General features: G+C 44.8%; 14 protein-coding genes. 6 read left to right on the top strand and 8 right to left on the bottom strand.

The window, feature by feature from the left end:
* Positions 1-2 precede the first annotated feature (2 nt).
* From ABDB91_RS01265 to hsdR, 6 genes are all read right to left on the bottom strand, one after another.
* Positions 3-1025, bottom strand: coding sequence for a hypothetical protein (locus ABDB91_RS01265; protein WP_347489816.1), 1023 nt, complete (start codon positions 1023-1025; stop codon positions 3-5).
* Positions 1022-2896, bottom strand: a complete 1875-nt coding sequence (locus tag ABDB91_RS01260; protein ID WP_347489815.1) for a hypothetical protein — start codon at positions 2894-2896, stop codon at positions 1022-1024. Before ABDB91_RS01260 ends, ABDB91_RS01265 begins: the two co-directional genes overlap by 4 nt.
* 34 nt (positions 2897-2930) lie before the next feature.
* Positions 2931-4547, bottom strand: coding sequence for a hypothetical protein (locus ABDB91_RS01255; RefSeq protein ID WP_347489814.1), 1617 nt, complete (start codon positions 4545-4547; stop codon positions 2931-2933).
* 1162 nt (positions 4548-5709) lie between these two features.
* Positions 5710-7203 (bottom strand): restriction endonuclease subunit S, encoded by a 1494-nt coding sequence (locus tag ABDB91_RS01250; RefSeq protein ID WP_347489813.1) that lies wholly within the window; start codon positions 7201-7203, stop codon positions 5710-5712.
* Entirely contained in the window at positions 7200-8621 is a 1422-nt protein-coding gene (locus ABDB91_RS01245; protein ID WP_347489812.1) for an N-6 DNA methylase, read from the bottom strand. The genes ABDB91_RS01250 and ABDB91_RS01245 overlap by 4 nt, the downstream gene beginning before the upstream one ends.
* Positions 8622-8624: 3 nt before the next feature.
* Complete coding sequence (hsdR, locus tag ABDB91_RS01240) at positions 8625-11861, bottom strand: type I restriction-modification system endonuclease (protein ID WP_347489811.1); 3237 nt, start codon at positions 11859-11861, stop codon at positions 8625-8627.
* Between the two features lie 738 nt (positions 11862-12599).
* Here hsdR and ABDB91_RS01235 point away from each other — a divergent pair.
* Genes ABDB91_RS01235 through ABDB91_RS01220 form a run of 4 tightly spaced genes read left to right on the top strand, consistent with a single transcriptional unit; the run spans position 12600 to position 15331 of the window.
* Positions 12600-12971, top strand: a complete 372-nt coding sequence (locus ABDB91_RS01235) for a GntR family transcriptional regulator (protein WP_347489810.1) — start codon at positions 12600-12602, stop codon at positions 12969-12971.
* Positions 12972-12988: 17 nt separating this feature from the next.
* Entirely contained in the window at positions 12989-13891 is a 903-nt protein-coding gene (locus ABDB91_RS01230) for an ABC transporter ATP-binding protein (protein WP_347489809.1), read from the top strand.
* Positions 13869-14627, top strand: coding sequence for a hypothetical protein (locus tag ABDB91_RS01225; protein WP_347489808.1), 759 nt, complete (start codon positions 13869-13871; stop codon positions 14625-14627). Before ABDB91_RS01230 ends, ABDB91_RS01225 begins: the two co-directional genes overlap by 23 nt.
* Complete coding sequence (locus tag ABDB91_RS01220; protein ID WP_347489807.1) at positions 14618-15331, top strand: hypothetical protein; 714 nt, start codon at positions 14618-14620, stop codon at positions 15329-15331. The genes ABDB91_RS01225 and ABDB91_RS01220 overlap by 10 nt, the downstream gene beginning before the upstream one ends.
* Positions 15332-15457: 126 nt before the next feature.
* On the opposite strand, the gene ABDB91_RS01215 is transcribed toward ABDB91_RS01220, so the two are convergent.
* Positions 15458-15763 carry a LysR family transcriptional regulator gene (locus ABDB91_RS01215; RefSeq protein ID WP_347489806.1) on the bottom strand — a complete coding sequence of 102 codons (306 nt, stop codon included), beginning with the start codon at positions 15761-15763 and terminating at the stop codon, positions 15458-15460.
* 173 nt (positions 15764-15936) lie between these two features.
* Here ABDB91_RS01215 and ABDB91_RS01210 point away from each other — a divergent pair, with 173 nt between their 5' ends.
* On the top strand, positions 15937-16284 hold the full coding sequence (locus ABDB91_RS01210) for a DUF3795 domain-containing protein (protein WP_347489805.1): 348 nt from the start codon (positions 15937-15939) through the stop codon (positions 16282-16284).
* 118 nt (positions 16285-16402) lie between these two features.
* Here the strand turns inward: ABDB91_RS01210 and ABDB91_RS01205 are convergent, their stop codons facing one another.
* Complete coding sequence (locus ABDB91_RS01205) at positions 16403-16675, bottom strand: hypothetical protein (protein WP_347489804.1); 273 nt, start codon at positions 16673-16675, stop codon at positions 16403-16405.
* A gap of 97 nt (positions 16676-16772) precedes the next feature.
* On the opposite strand from ABDB91_RS01205, the gene ABDB91_RS01200 reads away from it, so the two are divergent.
* Complete coding sequence (locus ABDB91_RS01200; RefSeq protein WP_347489803.1) at positions 16773-17843, top strand: acyl-CoA dehydrogenase family protein; 1071 nt, start codon at positions 16773-16775, stop codon at positions 17841-17843.
* Positions 17844-18024 lie beyond the last annotated feature (181 nt).

Raw genomic sequence — 18024 nt, 5'->3', positions numbered from 1 at the left:
CGCTATTCCTCCATAATGTTAAAACAAAGGTTTTTAAACAGTTGTTTGAATATCGGGAGTAACTCAGTTACTACGGTTCGTTTCCAGCGGGATATTCCTTCGCTTGGCCAACTGAATAACTCAAGGAAGTTTTGCTCACATGGCGGAAGCAGATAACTCAACTGAATGTGAGAAATTGAGGAAGCGCTTTTAATGCGAACAGTGGGATTTTTTGCAGCCGCGTTTTGCAGTGCCAGTGAAATTCGTAAATATTCTTTATTGTCGACTTGCCATACAGGTAAAACGCTAGTTAATATTTGTCCCGCTGCCACTTGAATCAGTCCATATTTCTTCTCTCCAATGCTTTTGTCGCGGTACATGGAGAGGCCGGACTTGGGTGCATTTGAAAGCCAATACTGCTCGCCACTTTTTCTTGAATAATTTATGTATTCCACCTCAGTTGGCAATTCGTTTAATTCTCGCCATTGGCAATTGTGTAAAAACTGCTTCCACCAAACGCTGATTTCGGTATTCTCAATTCGGAACATACGCCAAACATCTTCAACGCTGGTATCTGTTACAGTATAAGCGTAGCATCCAAGCCCACTCATGTATTCCACATTCCATGGAGATGTTCCGCGCAAAAAATATATGTCTTCGTACTTGGCACATATAGCTGTCGGAGCTGTTAAGTAATTTGCTTTGTGAAGTATATAGCCGGTTTGCATATAAATATCTCTGATCGATTCTGCTAATTTCTCCGAACATAAATTTAATTGTGTCATAGCAGTTCGATACAAATCACGATATGATTCGATCAATTCGATCCCCCGAGTGCGAACGTGTTGCATGGATACCATTTGTTCATTGCCAACACTTTGTCCGCTATCTTCATCATAATCGTATAGCGACGCCAACATATTAAGGGAGATTGCGCTGTATAACACGCGAAAATTCCAGCTGCTATCTGATTCATTTTTACCTTTGCAAATATGTAGTTTTTGTGCTAAGTATGTGACATAATTTGAATGTGTTATTGCCCTCATTGACCTTCACCACATAGCATCAATAGTTCTTCCTTTTCCTTGTCGGAAAGTTTTGCGTTATCAATAATATCCAACAGTTTCTCGCGTTTTCCAAGAGCTAGCATTATTGGCATCGTCTGAAGAAGAAAACCATAAAATATTGCGTTTTCATTTGCAATAGCCGAATAGCACGCAAGTAACTCACTACACTGAGTGAATGCGAGTTTTGAAACGGTGTGCTTAGGTAAATCCACACGCACTTTTGGTACATTATCGAACTTCAACTCAATTTTGCACGCAGATCCGCCCCAATTACGAGACGCGCGTTTATCCACAAAGAATTCAGTAAATATGGGCAGTGCATAGTCAAAAATACCCTTCGGCTCAATATACAGTTCCTCTGATGTCGACAAGATGAAGTAATAGTAGTGCTGCGAAATCGCAACTGCTTGCAATAATTTGTTCATGCAATTGCTTTGAAAGGCATCATGTACCGCGATTATATTGGAGGCTGAAGCACTGCCCAATAGAGGTGTGACATCGGTTTTTCCATAGCAATACGCCTTGTTGGACAACCTGTTATTGATCGTCACAGACATCGCATCAGCAATGTCTACCGCACCATAACCAGCAAGAATCAGAGGTACTTTGTTTGCGTAAGCCGCAATCAGATAAGCTGCCAATGCTGGAATATGTTCACTTGCAACTCCCACAACTTCCAGATTTTCAGACATACATTCGAAAAGATCTCGCATGCTCTGTACTTCGTATGGGTCTTCATCAACCATTTTCCCAAGATTGTACTCGACACTTTTACCGGTTGAGTTTTCCGTATCAGTAATACTTGTCCCTGCATAAATTGCATACTCTATAAAGAACTCTGAAATACACTCCTTTGTGTGTTGTAGTCTGCGTTTTATCTTGTCATCAATGTTTCGTCCGATCTCTTCACGCTGCTCCCACTGATCAGACAACACATCTGTTTGTTCTTTAATCTGCTTATACTCAAGCATTGCTTTTCCCAGGCTTCTTTTTTGCTGCTGTAATTGCGAAGAGCTACTCTGTAGTTCTAATGTTATACTGTTTATTTGCTCCTGAAGTTGCTTAACGCTCACAGATAAACCAGTTTCTTCGTCAGTTAATCGTTCAATTTCTGTTTCCATCAACCGAATTTTTTCATTATCAATTTCATATTTCTTGATTATAGTTACAGATTTTTCTAACTGTTGTCTACTTGTACGGGTCTCTTCTTGCAGCTGTAAGTTTTGGGCCTGTAGGGTATGCAACTGATTTGTTATTACATGGTTTTGATTTATGAGTTTTTCAATTTTATTTTCTTTTTCACTGATGGATTTGGCTGCTTCAGCTCTTACGCGATCTATCGATATAGCGCACTTTTCCTCACCGGTGCGAATTGCTTGTTCGATACAACTCTCAATTGTATCCGAAATTTGTTTCAAATGTCTTTTCAAAGTTTCGTCTGAAATGCGTTTATAAAGTTGCAATACTGCATATGCCGGAATCTCTGGAATTTGTTTACTCCCGTTAATTGATATTTTTGATTTGCGTATGGCCGCCTCAATCAGTAGCCCTAATGAAAAATCATCAACATCATCAGCTGTAAATAAGTCTGGGATTGACAAATCGCCAAAAAGTTTTTCTAAATATGGAACCAGAAACAGTTCCAGTGGGCAACCAGGAAAACCAGAAATCTCATTATAGTAAATTGGAAAGAGCCTGCTCTTTGGGAGTTTGTTAATTCTAAAGCCTTTTGTGGCCTGTGCGAAATGATCTGGATTTTTTGCAAGTGGCTGAGATAAGAAAGATTCAGAAAAGGAATCTAACAGCTCATATAATTCATCTTTTGTCAGATGATGCAATGATATGTCCATAGTTTCCTCCATTCTTTATGCGCTTAACCCTATATCACTTACATCGATTGGTTATTGTAGTTTCAATACGTTTTAAAGAATCTTCTGAAATATATCCACGCCGGATTTGATAGAGCAGCCATCTCTTTGTTTCAGGCAGTTTACCCAGTTTTACAGCCAGCTTCCCGATCTCATGCGAAATCGGAATCATTTGGTTTTTGTATGATTTCAGTCGTTTAAGGAGTTTAATATCATCCTTTGTACCTTTATGTTTTCGCTCAAACAAAACTTCTGCGGATAAATCCATTCCTTGATAGACGGAAACGGAATAACCCCAATTCACAGTTATTACAATAGAATCGCTACCTTTCGTGTTAACTCGTTTTATTAATCTATTGAACTTTTTAACTTCAACGACCCCGTCATATGGTGCAGTAATAGTTATGGTTTTGTCCGGTGGTAATCCATGATACACACCTGGGGCAATTTCTTTTCCGAAGTCATCACTTATCAGAACTTCCGGAATTTTTTTGCTTTCAAAAGCAATTTGTTTTTTGTCCAAAACGATATATCGCAGCACCGACGTTCGCTGATAGAAGCGGCTTACAGATAATACCTGCTGAATTGAATTCCCGGAAAATGAGTAGATATCACCTTCTGTTTCTGCCACTACATCCCGATGAACCCTTGCATATGGCCAGACTTCTACACATCCCCTGCCTTTATGATAGAAAATGACAGGATCTGATTCATGTGAAACGATATGAGACGCTTGAGCGCTTGGTGGCCAAAGCAGTGTAATATATGCCGGCGCATCGGTCAATCGCACACCAAAATCAAGGAAAAACTCCGCTGCTTGTTTGGTTAATCGCAACGCTTTTACTCTGTATACTTGCCAACCATTAGATATATTTTGAATACGTTCAATACTAATATCAGAACGACCATGCCAATAATAGCTTTTTGAAATTAAATAATACTCCCGGCTTATCTCGACATCTGCATTAACAGGTAGGCGCTTTCCGGTTGCACCATCAAACAATGTTCCCAGTAAATTAAAACCATTGATTATCCGAGGCCATATTGTCGACAATGAGGCATCTGCATTAGAGTAATTGATTGTATATCTTTCGCTTACCTTATTTCCAATTGAAACGTATGTAATATGCTCCGATGAAAAACGCTCATGACTAATCAGAAGTGTTGAGATGGTTTGAAGGCCCGCAGATATGGTTACCACCGTCTTGTTCTGCATTGCTTCTGTTAACTGTTGAACCGTAAGCGGCAAAAAGCCAATAGTAATCTCGATGTCATTTGCATCCAGTTTTATTTTTATGGGCAAAGAGAAACCAAGCTTGTTGGTTTGATAGTAAGAGGACCAAGCTACTTGTTTATCTTTGCAATCCTTGCTTCCAGCTGGATGTCTGAAGTGATGAATCTGGTAATCACCCACAACAAACGAAGCGTATTGTCCACAACTTTCACAAAGGAATATTTTATCTGTTGATGATGATCCATTGGGGAACAGCTCAAGCGCTTCATCCGGCGTGGTGTGGCTCCATCCGTGTCCATTACGCCATACACTGACATTATCGAGCGGCACAATTTTCACCTCTTTTAGCCACTGTTTTACTTTCTCTATCCTGAAAATAGCGCTATTAGGTAATTTCATCCTCTGATAGTGCTGCGCTGGCAGCATGGTGGTCTATATGGTCAATTAAACCTGGCCAGAAACTGTAGATATCGAAAACGCACAATATCTAATTATTACATAATTGTAGTGCTCTTTCGACATTATTTTTAGGATAGTCATAACTACATATATCATAGAAAAAAGCAACGTAACCATGATGATTATACATACGTTGCTGTACGGTGTAATTTCGACATTAGGTTCATAATTCCTGCAATCTTAATATGGGTAATATGAAATATTACAAACAAATTTTTAAAAACCCATTTTGGTTTAAAAGGTATTCCCCCGCCAGGCAGATGTTTTAACCGTAAATCAGTGGGCTGCCTTGCTGCAGTAAACTGGGGCCAAGGGTTATCTTAACCAAAGCTATCCGTTAGACGGGGCAGTGCCAGCGCAGTGTCATCACCCACAAGGTAATTATAGTATATAGTAATGGTAGCGATATTTTATAAAAAAACCGGCAAATAATACCGGAGTCTTGTTGTTCATACTTCAGTTTTAATTCTCTCTGTAATCTGATATGGAAGCCCTTTCTTAACAGCGTTTTTTTAAACTGCATCAATCTGATATGGCGCTAAACGCAAAGTAAGAGACTTTTTAAGTTCTCGTTTGTTTAAGGTTTTTTATTCCGATTTCGGTGGAAATTGAAACATCTACAGATTCATTACGGCTACGCCCTTTAGTCAGGCCGATGTAGTGCCAATTAGCCGCCTTGTAGCAGGTGCCTCGGAATCTGTCTATCTCTATGAAGGCTTCCAGAAGAAGCAGGCCGTGGCCGTACCCCGGACAAAAGCTTCAGACTTACGGCGGAGCAATACAATCTTCCCGTGTGCTCCAATTTAAGTAAAAGGTCCCGGCAGGCCATATCCTTCAATTGATCTGCTAAAGTACGCCAGTTCCATAAACGACAGAGTTCCCTCGACAGTCTGCTGCGGCTCCATGAAGGGTTGTCAGTGATCAACTGCCTGACTGTCTAAATGTGATATTCGGTTATCTCGGTTACCCGGAATTCAGCTTCTGTTTCATGATTTCATTCTATATGATAATCAGAGCTGAGCTCAGTATTATTTTTATTTGTGGTTGGTTAATTGAACAGTTAGCAAGATTGAGTAGTTACATCATTTTTTAAGTTTATTTACTAGCGTTTGCATGCCGCTCCAAAATAATTTCCTTTAGAGTTTTTTAGTGCACTTTCTTCCCTAAGATCATTGGTACCTAGTTGACCGCGAAAGGCTTTCGTTAAAACAGAATTAATAAATAGCTCTATTGTGTCTTCCATCTTAATAATGCTATTAATTTTATCTTCTATTTCAACTATATCGTCTATGATTTTTACAATTTCGTTTTGCTCGAGCTCAGGTGGTAGCGCAATTATATAATTTTCAAGGAAACTTTTAGGCACTCTCTGCTGACCCACCGCACCGGTCATCACATATTTTGCATCAATCCTAAATTTCTCGGAACGGACTAAATGATAAATATATCTATTATTTATGCCATCTTTTGGTCTTAAAACATAAAACTCTGTTGACCCATAACCGAAATCGTTTATTAGTTCGTTAGCGATTGCACATTTACCATTTTCCATACAGGGAGTTATTTTGGCAAATAAAATATCCCCTTTCAAGAAATTTGTATATCCTTGTTTAACCTTACTAAAAATTCTTTGTTCTGGGGCAGTAATCGAACCAGTCTCCGCTGAAATCGACGACATTGGTATGAAAGTACAAATTTGTTCATCGCTTAAATCGGAAATGCCAATTTTAGGTGGGTTTACATCAACAATATCCCCCATTCTCACCCAGCACCAACCTTTTGGCAATTCATAAGGCGGGTCAATTGTTGGAAGTTCCGCTTGTTTTCTACCTTTGCCATTACTTAGCTTGGCCTTTTCTTCCTTAATCCGCTCCAGTAGTGTTTCAGCCGATTCGTTATCGGGGTTTTGTTCCCGCCATTTTTTGGTTAATTCTCCGTGAAAAGCTTTAGCTAAAATGGCAGCCCGGCGGTCTGCAAAGGTTTCCCGGGCCTCGGCAATTAATTCCTTGGCCTGGTTTATTTTATCCAGAAGAGATTCAACTCGAGTAACAATACGTTTTTGTTCAGTTAATGGTGGTATTGGTACAGGATAAAGCTCAACTTCCTTAGGCCGTGATCTGGTTAAAGAACCACCTACACCAGATACATTTGAGGTTAAAAGGTTTCTAAAATACCTTGACCTTAAACAGTACAATAAAAATTGTGGTTCCATGACTTCTTGTGGCTTTATTACAATCCATTCAGTTGATGCTAACTGGCGATATCCATTATTTTGACCAACTATCCATACTCTATTTATGCGGGGGTTTATTTTGCATAACAGCACATCATTATTTGAAACTAGTTGTTTATTTGAACCAATTTCCGCACCTAATATTACTTCAGGTTTTTCTTCAGAAAAACTTGGAACACTGTATAATTCAAAAAGTTCTTCTGGATGTTTGTTAGGAATAATATTTCTTGCCTTATTTGAATTAATTGTATTTAATCTCGTCCAAGCCCAATTCCCCGGCACCTGATAAGGCTGTTCCTCCTCCGGCACCAGTGCATCCCGCAGCATTGCCTCCGGAGTCAGTGTTTTCTTCTTCACGCTCACGCCTGACCCTCCCCGGCTTCTTTAAGTTCTTTAACTACTTCATAAAGAAGGACTGTGGCCTGCTCCAGCTTGGCGATGGCTTCTTCTGCCGATTCAATGGGGTCGGGCAGGTTATCGTAAGAGGAATACTTTTCATCAGCAATCAGGCCCTGGTCCAGGTTGTCGCCTTTAGCCCGAATCTGCTCGCGGGTCAGGCAGGACCAGCGCTCGTCTTCTACCTTTGAGCGGTCTTCAACCAAGTAGGCTTTTTCAAAGCCGGAAAAGTGTTCCTCGGTGAGCGGGTTGCGCTTGCCCAAACTGGGCATGTTTGTACGCAGGTCGTAATACCAGACCTCCTTGGTATTTCCCTTATCGGTCGTGCCCCGGGTGAAGAACAGCACGTTGGTTTTAACTCCCTGGGCATAGAAAATACCGGTGGGCAGACGCAGGATGGTGTGCAGGTTGCACTTGTCCATCAGGTCGGACCGTACTTTCTGGCCATCACCGTCTTGGAAGAGCACGTTATCCGGCAAAACCACTGCGGCCCGGGCATCGCCTCTATTATGGAGAGAACGGTAAATGTGCTGTAAAAAGTTAAGCTGTTTATTGGATGACGGGAAAGTTAAGTCATCCCTGGTGGGGCGTTCCCCACCTTTTTTGGTGCCGAAGGGCGGGTTGGTTAAAACCACATCATAATCCCGTAATTCTTTGCCTTTGGTAGAGAGGGTGTCACCCAGAATAATTTCCCCTTCAATACCATGCAGCATAGCGTTCATTAAGGCCAGGCGGTGGGCGTCCTGCACCAATTCACAACCCGTAAAGGCCTGTTTCCTCTGAAACTTAGCTTCCACCGGTTTTAGGTCAAAATAGTCATCAGTTTTTTTCCTTACATGCCGGTCGGCAGCAATCATAAAGCCAAAGGTGCCGGCAGCCGGGTCATTGCATTTTTCACCTGGTTTAGGGTCAATTAAACGCACCATTACATTAATTAACGGCCTGGGGGTGAAATATTGTCCGGCCCCCGATTTCTTCTCACTGGCGTTCTTCTCCAAAAGGCCTTCGTACAGAGCGCCCAAACCCTCTTCCCTGGCGCTGTACCAGTCCAGCCCGTCTATGGACCGGATGATTTTTTCTAAGTTCTTAGGTTCTTCAATATTGGTATAGGCGTTAGCATAGATAAGTTTCACACTGCCCCGGCCTTCTTGGCCCAGGTCCACTAATAGTTTGCGGTAGAAATTTTTTAATTCCGTACCTTTCTTTTCAACCAAATCATCCCACCGGTAACCCTCGGGGATCTGGCTTTCTTGCTCTGTTTCTTTCATCATTTTCAGAAATAAAATATAGGTTAACTCGGTGACGTACTGGTGGTAAGTAATGCCGTCATCCCGCAGCACATTGCACAAATTCCAAAGCTTTTGGACAATTTCCTGTGTCGTCATTCTTTATGCCTGCTTCCTTTCGTCGGGATAGAGTGATTTTTTAATTTGATTAAGCACTTGGTCGATCTGGCCGTTGAAAATTTTGTTGATCTTCTTATAACCCCCGGTTTCCCTGAAGGGCTCTTTGTCCAGGTCCTCAGGGTTGATTACGGTTTCTTTAATTAACTGCTTCTCTATGCGCTCCAGCCACTTGCGCTGCACATTGGTCCACTTTTGCAGGGCGTATACTTTCTGCATGGCGTTTTTAATGCGCTCTTCGTGGCTTAATAACGGGTCGCCCAGAGCCCGCTGGCGGATAAAACCGATAATATCCGCAGCTATATCCTGGTTGGTCATCTCCCGCCAGGCGGTGCGCAGGCTGGTCTCAGAGTAACCATGCCGGTCCAGTTCCAGTTTAAGTTCCCGCAGCGCCTGTCTGGTCAATTCCCGCGGCCTCTGACAGACAATCTGCAGGGCCGGGATGATATTCATATTATCCTTAATAAATCTGGTGAACTCATCCAGGTAATCCTCCGGCTTTTCTGCATTGCCGTAGCCTCTGGTATGGTAGACCAGTTCATCTTCATGGAAAGAAATCAGCTGCTGCCGGGGCTGATAGCGGTTTTCATCTAAAAAGGAAAATAGGTTCGTCCGCTTTTGCAGTTCCTCTTTTATCTCAGCAACCGGGGCGCTGCCCAGCCAGTTTATAAAATCTTCGGGTGAACGACCGCCTGCCAGGGTGATAAAGTCCTCTTTGTCCTGCCCTTTTAGCCGGCGTTTTTTGCGCTGCAGCTTGGCCACGATTTGTTCCACATGGACCTTTTGCTGTGCCTCGTCTTCCAGTTCTTGCAATTCTTTTACCAGAGTAGTGAAATCCACCCTGGGGTTGGCTACCACCGGCTTCATGTTGGTAACCGGCGCCAGCGCCTCATACAGGCCCACCGGGTCATAGATGACAAAGTGGGTTTTATTGATTCTCGGACACAGGCGGGTGGCCCGGCCCAGCATTTGCTCGTAGAGGATCCGGGAACGCACCCGGCGCAGGAAAACCAGATTGCATATTTCGGGCACGTCTATACCGGTGGTCAACAGGTCCACAGTTACGGCAATGTTGGGCAAGCGCTCGTTTTTATATCTGCGAATCATCCCCACGGGGTCTTTTATAGATCCCGTGATTTTAGTAATAGCGTCATCGTCAATGGTACCGGACTGCTCTTCAAATTCCTGCTTCATCAGCCTGACCACCATATCGGCGTGATCATCGGTGGCGGCAAAAACCAGGGTTTTCTCTTCCCCCTCGTGGTCAAGCTCCTTAGCCAGTTCTTTGATTACCGTTTTATTAAAGTTCTCGGTTATGACAGCCCGGTTAAACTTATCTATATCCAAAGATAGTTCATCCGGCAGTTCTTCGCTGTTGGTTATCTGGCCGGTTGCCGAGTCGTATATGGGTACTTTCTCGCCCTTTTTCCACTTGATGCCGGTTTCCTTTAATTTGGTGCCGATTTGGTGGGGCGGTTCGTGATCCACCAGCCAGCCGTCAATCACCGCATCCCGGTATGAATAGGTAAATACGGGCTTGCCGAATATCTCTATGGTGTGGGGCGCAGGCGTTGCGGTTAGGCCAATCTTAACGGCGTCGAAGTATTCCAGTACCATGCGAAATTTGCTGATATAGTCTTTTTGGTCGCGAAATTCCAGCTCCACGTCATCCATTTCTTTATCCAGGATGTAGCCCCGGTGGGCTTCGTCTACTACAATGCAGTCATATCTATCCACTGTGGGAGTGTCTGCATCGTCGCCACCGAACATAATCCGCCGGACCATGCCCTGAACGGTGGCGATATGTACTTTGGTGGTGGTCTCGGGGGTTTTATCAGCCAGGCCTTTTAGGTCAAAGATTTGGGTAAAGGTATGAAAATCCTCCAGCCTGGCCTCTTTAAAGGCATCCTCGGCCTGTTCCCCCAGTGCGGAGCGGTCCACCAGAAAGAGAATGCGCTTAAACCGGTCCAATTTAATCAATCGGTAAACTAAACCGATAGTGGTACGGGTTTTACCTGTGCCGGTGGCCATTGCAATAAGGATATTAAGCTGTTCCTCGGACAGAGCCTTTTCGACTGTTTTAATGGCAGCCACCTGGTAATCCCTTAAGTTTAGATAGTCATATGGCTCCCGATGCAGTTTTTCGGTGGCTAGGTCAATATTTTGCTTTAATAGTTCCTTTAAGCCCTGCGGTGTGTACCAAGCCTGCAGGGGCCGGGGGTGGTTGGTCTTTTTGCGGGCATCCAATAGCCATACGCCGGACTTGGTTTCTAACTGTTTCAAGTATGGCCGGCTGTTAGTGGTAAACAGAAAGGGTACTTTATACGACCCCAAAGTGCCCGGTATAATTTCATCGGCCCGTTGGGTAATATGCTTAGCGTAATTTTTAACTTGCTCCATGTCAGCAACTACGTCTTTGCTTTTCTTTTTAGCTTCAACCAGCCCGATAATTTCCAAACCGGCAAACAGGGCATAATCCGCCGGACCCGCCTCAGTGGGCCACTCAGCAATAGCCAGATTGCGGTTTTTCTCCGGGCGAGTGCCTTTTGACCAGCGCAAATTTTGGGTATCGGCTTCCCAGCCGGCGGCCTGCAGCTGCTGGTCAATCAGTTTGCGGGTTTCAGCTTCGGAAAGTTTAATTTTGGCGGCCGCTTTTTGCGCCCGGTCATGACGTTTTGATTTTTCTTCTTCGGTAAGTACAGCCGCGGCCTTTTGTTGGGCCAGCTCTTCCTGCAACCTGGCCAGTTCGGCCTCAAAATTCTCGGTCTTCCGGCGCAATAGGTCTTGCAGTTCGTGAATATCCTGCAGTTTTTCAGGCTCTTTAAAGGGTGACGGATTAAAGGTCCAATTATCGTAAGTTTGCACAAACCAAACGGCCAGGCGATAGGCAAAGGTCATTTGGGTGGTGGCTTCCTGTACCGTGCCGTAGGCTTCGTGCGTGGCTTTATTGCCGGCCTTGCGTATGGAGTGGAACATACCTATTAACCGGTCGGGCAAAGCACCGTCGCTTTTAATCAAGCTAAGCCTGGTGGTTTGTTTACCGTCATAAGGTTCCTCAAGGTTTTCGTAGGAAAGAATAATTTTAGATAATATTTCCCCAAACATTCTTAATTTGATTAAAGATGTATTGGGGTCAGCATGTAAGTTTTTTTCAGCTAACTCACCCAACTGGGCCAAAGTTGGCCATCTGGATGCTAAAAAGGTAAAATTACTTGGGCTCATGTGTATTCCCTTCTTTTATTATTATGGAATGCTAGGCACATGATGCTTTTACATATTTCTGCAATTATGTCATAAGTCCTGTTTATTTAAGGGAGAATATTGTATTACCATGATAACCAAGATACGTAAATAAAAATACTGTTTAAGAAATTAAAACCGTGGTAAACTATACTTAATAGAATTGCGGCTAAATCGTGCAACCTGGACGGTGTATACGGTCCTAAACATGCCTTAGTACCCATTAAGGGGAAACGTGGAACATGAAAGGGTGTGCGTGATGCCGTTATCTTATTTTTTTAATCATTTTTAAACTCATATTGCTTTTTTGTATAAAAACACTTAGACTTTTCGTATCCTCCCGAATTATATATCGTCGGATGGAACCTGTTATAACATCTACTGCTTGTAGAGCCTTATCTTGTTCAGAGGAAACATGGGTAAGGTTTATTTTTATGTCTGGATAGGTTTGAATTATCCTCTTCCACGGCGCACGGCCCAGCAACCACCACCGGCTTGCTGCCGATGAGGCAGTCCCTGCCCTGATGACGGCGGAGTTTTCGATCTTGTTCTCCCTGTTTACCAGTTTTACCTTAATCCCTCGGCCAAACCACGATCTTTCAGGGGGAAAGAAGAATGATTTATCAACAGCTCTCTATTGACAGCAAAGCAAGAACCGTAGTATAGTGCATTACAGGCGTAATGCACTATACTACCAACAGGTGACGGGGAGGTGATCGTTTGTTGCTGGATACAGACAGTTTGAAGCCGATTTACGTCCAGATTGCAGAATGGCTGGAAATGGAGATTCTAAACGGCAACATCGCAAGCGATGAAAAAATATATTCCCAGTACCAATTGGCGGAGATGTTCAACATCAACCCGGCCACCGCTGCCAAAGGGCTGAACATTCTGGCCAACGAAAAACTCCTGTACAAAAAAAGGGGGCTGGGCATGTTTGTGTCTTCCCACGCCGGAACGGCTATTCGCAGCAAACGAATAAACCGCAACCTAAAGCAGCTGGTATTGGAGTTAGTCGCCGAAGCAAAACGCCTGGACGTTGGTGAAGATGAATTAATCAGTATGATAAGAACGGCCGACCTTCAGGTATAACGAAGGAGGGATCATAAATGAATGTCGTTGAGTGCAGCGGACTGACAAAAGCGTTCAGGCGAACCACGGCGGTCAATAACCTGTCTTTTACGCTGAGACCCAATACGATCACAGGGCTCATCGGACGAAACGGCGCCGGAAAAACAACGCTGCTGAAGATGATTGCCGGATACCTGCTCCCTGATGCGGGCAGTATTCAGGTTTTTTCGGAAAACCCATTTAACAATATCAAGATTTCCGCCAACATGATTTTTGTGGATGAAAGCATGGTCTTGCCGGCGTCGATGAATCTCGGCCAAATTCTGGAATCCGCGGGCCGCTTCTATGCTCAATGGGATCATAAACTGGCTTTGGGACTGTCCGCACACTTCAATCTGCATTCCGGACAACGCCACAGCAAGCTTTCCAAAGGCATGCGCAGCACGTTTAATGCCATTCTCGGCCTCGCCGCCCGTTGTCCGCTGACTATTTTTGATGAACCAACCACCGGCATGGACGCGGCGGTGCGGAAAGATTTTTACCGGGCACTGTTAAAAGACTTCATGCAGCACCCGCGTACCATCATTCTATCCAGTCACTTATTAAATGAGATCAAGGACATTTTAGACGATCTTTTACTGATCAAAGACGGCGAAAAATGCCTGCATATGCCTATTGATGAGTTGAAAGAATACGCCGTCGGACTGCAGGGCAAAGAAGAAACTATTGCCAAGATGGCCGAAAAGGCCGAAGTCTTCCACCGTAAAAAGCTGGGAAAAGACAGCATATATCTGGCCATACGCAACCAATTTGCGGAAGAAGAACTGCAAAAGGCCCGCCTTGCGGGCGTGGCAGTTTCACCGGTGGGCACCGACGATCTCTGTGTGTACCTGACGGCACGGGAAAAAGGAGGAATCGATGATGTCTTTGACAGCAACTAGCGCACTGACCGTGGCGAAAACGCAGTATCGCTACAAAACAAAAGCCCACGCGGGCCTGTTCTTCACCTTGATTGCGGTGCAGCTGCTGGCGTTTCTCCTCTCCCTTAATGGCATAGGCAGCTCCTCGGGAAGCAGCAGTCAGGGCATATCTTACACCATAAAATATGTCACCGGCGATATGATCATTATCTTTACTTTAATCTGGGCTTTCAGTATCGGAATCAATATGGCCAATAACGGACTCAAGACAGATTTCACCTTTGTCACAAACCGACTGAGCAGCCACCTTTCCAGCCTGGCCTTTCTAATCACCGCCGCCGTCATCGGCGGGGTTACAGCCACATTATGCGGCCTGCTGCTGCGTTTGGTCATGTTCTTTTCCCATAGCGGCGTGGATGCCGGACCCGCCTTCTGGATTGCGCCGTCGGCTTTGCTGAGCGGCATTTTCGCCGCCACCCTCTATGCGTCGCTTCTCAGCATCATCGGCTATTCCGCCGGCATGCTGGCGCAACAGCACCCTGCTTTTGTCGTGCTGCTGCCGGGCCTGTTTTTTGGCACATTGTTTGTGGAGGCCCGAAGCACCGGCGAAGCCCACACATTGATCAGCGCTATTAAATGGTTTTCCACAGAGCATTCCCACGCGCTCCTCGCCCTGAAGGTTATCCTTATATCGGTCATTATTTTTGGATGTGTAATTCTGTTGTTCAATAGAATGGAGGTCAGGAAATGGCAATGATGGCTTCGTTGATAACCCTGCTGTTCCTGCTGCTGCTAATTATCATTGCGTTTGTTGCCTTCAGCAAAGTCCGCCTTTCACTGGGCAAAACCCGCTTGGTGGTGGGCTTCTACATGGCTCTTTTATTTATCTCCGTCCCTGTGTTTTATGCAATTGCAGAACCCGGTGCGCCGGAGCCGATTGAAGTCGATGAGATTGGGCCGGGACAGTATTCTTATCATGACCCCCAGCTCAATGCCTTTTACGATGCGCTCCATGAGGGCCGGTTGACCAAGTACAAAGGCGCTGAAATCATTGCCCGGTGGAATTTCGATTATCAGGAAGAACGCCTGCAGATAACGGCCCCGGATTATGAACGGTATTCTACCTTCATTGCCGTGGAGAGAAAAGATGTCCGCGACGGCAGACTGGAGGTATTAAGCTACGCGCCAAAATCACCAGACCGTTTAACGCTGGCTAATCCGCCGGATATTCGGCTGAAAGGTAATCAGTTAGAAATAATTCAGCCGGAAAGGATTCATCTGGAAGCGGTCCGGTTTTATCATGACTTCACCATGGCTCAGTTCACCGGGATGGGGTTTTCGACCACGGGACCGGACCACTTTTTTCTCGACGACACACTTCTCTATCTGCGAATACCGAAAGACCTCCAGATTGATACGGACGAAAGCACGGAACACGATATTCATTTTATAGATAAGTAATCCATTGCTCATTTAAGGGATTGGAACAAATATGTTGGAAAAGGCTAAGGATTGCATTATCATAGTATTAGGATTGACATGGGAAATTGAAACCTATGATTTTAAGATTGCCTCAGCGCCCTAAAGCTAAGAAGTACGCCGGGTATTCGTATGCGATAACGCTCTCCTTGGAACTGCCGAACCGGAAACCAATTCCTTTGCTTCCGAGGTCAGCTTGAGAATTTGTTTGACATAAGGCAACAGCTTTTCCCCGTCTTTGGTTAGTGCGACCTGCCGGCCAAGTCTTTCAAACAGCTTTGTGCTTAATTCATCTTCCAGAGAACCAACCTGGGCCGTTATACTGGACTGGGCATAGTCAAGCAATTCCGCCGCCCGGGTAAAACTGTACAGCTTTGCTACCGCGACAAAAGCTTTTAACTGACGTATTTCCATTTCCCTGACCTTCTTCTATCCTATTAATAAAAGCGATTAATATTATCAGAAGCTTCATACGCAACAACTTTACCATAATGATACAATAAATCAAATAGTTGACGTAATAAAAACATTTCCTAGAAACAAATTAATATTTACTTGAAAAACACACAGGAAAGGAGAAACACTATATGTCTAAAATGATCGCTTATTGCGGACTTATCTGCTCTAACTGCCCATCGTTTTTGGCCACCAAAAACAATGATAACGCCGCCAGGGAAAAGACTTCGGCTTTGTTGGCTGAGAAGTTCGGGTTAGATGTGAAACCCGAAGATATCAACTGCGACGGATGTCTTACTGTAGGAGAAAGGTTGCTCGACTTTTGCCGGACTTGCGGAATCAGACAGTGCTGCAGCGAAAGGGGTCTGGAAAACTGCGCACTTTGTGATGAACAGCCGTGCGAAAAACTTATCAGCTTCCACAAGTTCTCACCAGATGCAAAGGCTTGCTTTGATGCACTGAAAAGGGAGATCGAATAATAATACATCCCCACCCGTTCTTCGCAGCCTTGGCCTCAGACCTAAACGGGGCGGGGATGTTATCGGCATTCACGAGCATTTCTTGATACTCTTTCTCCCTATAGGCTCTTTCATGATCTTAGACATTCAAGGATGCTAGACCAAAAGCCAATGATGCCGGGGTGCCAAGCAGGAATTTTTTAAAACGCTTCCGAAGATAAAAATCCGGCCTCCCGGCATCAAGAAGCCTTTCAAATTCTGAAAAATCCAGTTTTTCCGCGATCTCTTTTCCACCCCCAAGGCTGCTGTGGACCTGTCTTCGTAAAAATCTCCATAATTCTTCTTCCGGCGAGGTATGATAATTGATTTTGGCCTCTGGTTTTCCCGATCGAATACTCTCAGTCGTATTCAAGTTGGCATGCCAATTTAGATCATAAAACCCACTTAATCCGCCGATGTAATCCGGTCGCCCGCGAACCAGAAATTTATCGGCTTCGGGAGTATTCCTGGTGGCGGGAATACTTGTATCCGAACAGCTAGTTTTAGTTTCCAACGGCGGATTGGGGCTCTCCCCGCTGGAAGCTCATATATTTTGGGAGGAAATAGGCTGGGGAAGCGCCGGTTTTGCTGTATCCATTGGGGTGGATTGTTTTCCGGCCTTCTTCGCATCAATGGCTCCCGATGATGAAGATAAGGTAATCGATGAGGTTATTAAACCCTTTGTAGAGAAAACCGACAACAGTTTCATCGGCTGCTGGGCCATCACCGAGCCTAACCACGGCTCCGACCAGCTCACCGTGGGCATGCCATGGTTTAAGGACCCCCAAATAACCGGTCAGCTTTCGGCCCGGCAGGACGGGGACGTTTGGGTTTTGAACGGGCAAAAATCATCCTGGGTTTCCAACGGACCGCAGGCCACCCATGCCCTTCTCTTTTTAAATATTGAAAAATCTATGGGGCTGGCCGGCGGCGGTGTGGCCGTGGCACCTTTGGACTTACCAGGCGTTTCCAAAGGCAAATGCCTGGACAAAATGGGCCAGCGGGAACTGCCCCAGGGAGAGATTTACTTTGATAATGTGCGGTTGCCCAAGCATTTTATGCTGTCCCAACCCGATACTTACGAAACTATGCTGGACGCCACACTGGCCATTGCCAACGCTACCATGGGGGCCATGTTTACCGGCGTAGCCAGGGCAGCCTTTGAAGAGGCGTTAGCTTATTCCAAAGTAAGGGTGCAAGGTGGCAAGCTTCTATGTGAGCATCAACTGGTACAAAAAAAGCTTTTTGATATGTTCCAAAAGGTAGAGACAGCCCGCGCTGTCTCTCGGGCGGTGATGAATTACAATTTCACCAACTTTCCGCCAGTAACCCGATACTCTATATTATCCAAAGTATATTGCACCAATGCAGCCTTTGAAGTCGCCAACGAAGCGGTCCAGTTGTTTGGTGGCTACGGGGTGAGTAAGGAATATCACATTGAAAAACTGCTGAGAGACGCCCGGGCAGCACTAATTGAGGATGGTTCCAACGAGGTGCTGGCACTGACTGCGGCTAGAGCGCTGATTGAGGAAAACGAATAAAAGTTGTTAAGTGCCTGGGGAATCCGGAAGACATGGACCGTTTTCCGGATTCCCTTGTAAAGGGTCTAGCCTATTCATTCTTTTATCCAATACAAACCAGGCATAAGAGGAATAAAAAATATTGAGCACCAAGACCGTAACTTTAGGCTGCAAGCATAGCGATAAATTCCGGTGGCCAAAT

Source organism: Desulfoscipio sp. XC116 (genome assembly GCF_039851975.1).
Lineage (GTDB): Bacteria > Bacillota > Desulfotomaculia > Desulfotomaculales > Desulfallaceae > Sporotomaculum.
Note: the sequence above shows the minus strand (reverse complement) of the source record. Positions and strands in the feature narration are given on the sequence as shown.

Bases quoted from the DNA above. Each gene is read 5' to 3' on its own strand.
- ABDB91_RS01265 (WP_347489816.1), bottom strand. From the start codon at position 1,025: ATGAGGGCAATAACACATTCAAATTATGTCACATACTTAGCACAAAAA.
- ABDB91_RS01260 (WP_347489815.1), bottom strand. From the start codon at position 2,896: ATGGACATATCATTGCATCATCTGACAAAAGATGAATTATATGAGCTG.
- ABDB91_RS01255 (WP_347489814.1), bottom strand. From the start codon at position 4,547: ATGAAATTACCTAATAGCGCTATTTTCAGGATAGAGAAAGTAAAACAG.
- ABDB91_RS01245 (WP_347489812.1), bottom strand. From the start codon at position 8,621: ATGACGACACAGGAAATTGTCCAAAAGCTTTGGAATTTGTGCAATGTG.
- hsdR (WP_347489811.1), bottom strand. From the start codon at position 11,861: ATGAGCCCAAGTAATTTTACCTTTTTAGCATCCAGATGGCCAACTTTG.
- ABDB91_RS01230 (WP_347489809.1), top strand. From the start codon at position 12,989: ATGAATGTCGTTGAGTGCAGCGGACTGACAAAAGCGTTCAGGCGAACC.
- ABDB91_RS01225 (WP_347489808.1), top strand. From the start codon at position 13,869: ATGATGTCTTTGACAGCAACTAGCGCACTGACCGTGGCGAAAACGCAG.
- ABDB91_RS01220 (WP_347489807.1), top strand. From the start codon at position 14,618: ATGGCAATGATGGCTTCGTTGATAACCCTGCTGTTCCTGCTGCTGCTA.
- ABDB91_RS01215 (WP_347489806.1), bottom strand. From the start codon at position 15,763: ATGGAAATACGTCAGTTAAAAGCTTTTGTCGCGGTAGCAAAGCTGTAC.
- ABDB91_RS01210 (WP_347489805.1), top strand. From the start codon at position 15,937: ATGTCTAAAATGATCGCTTATTGCGGACTTATCTGCTCTAACTGCCCA.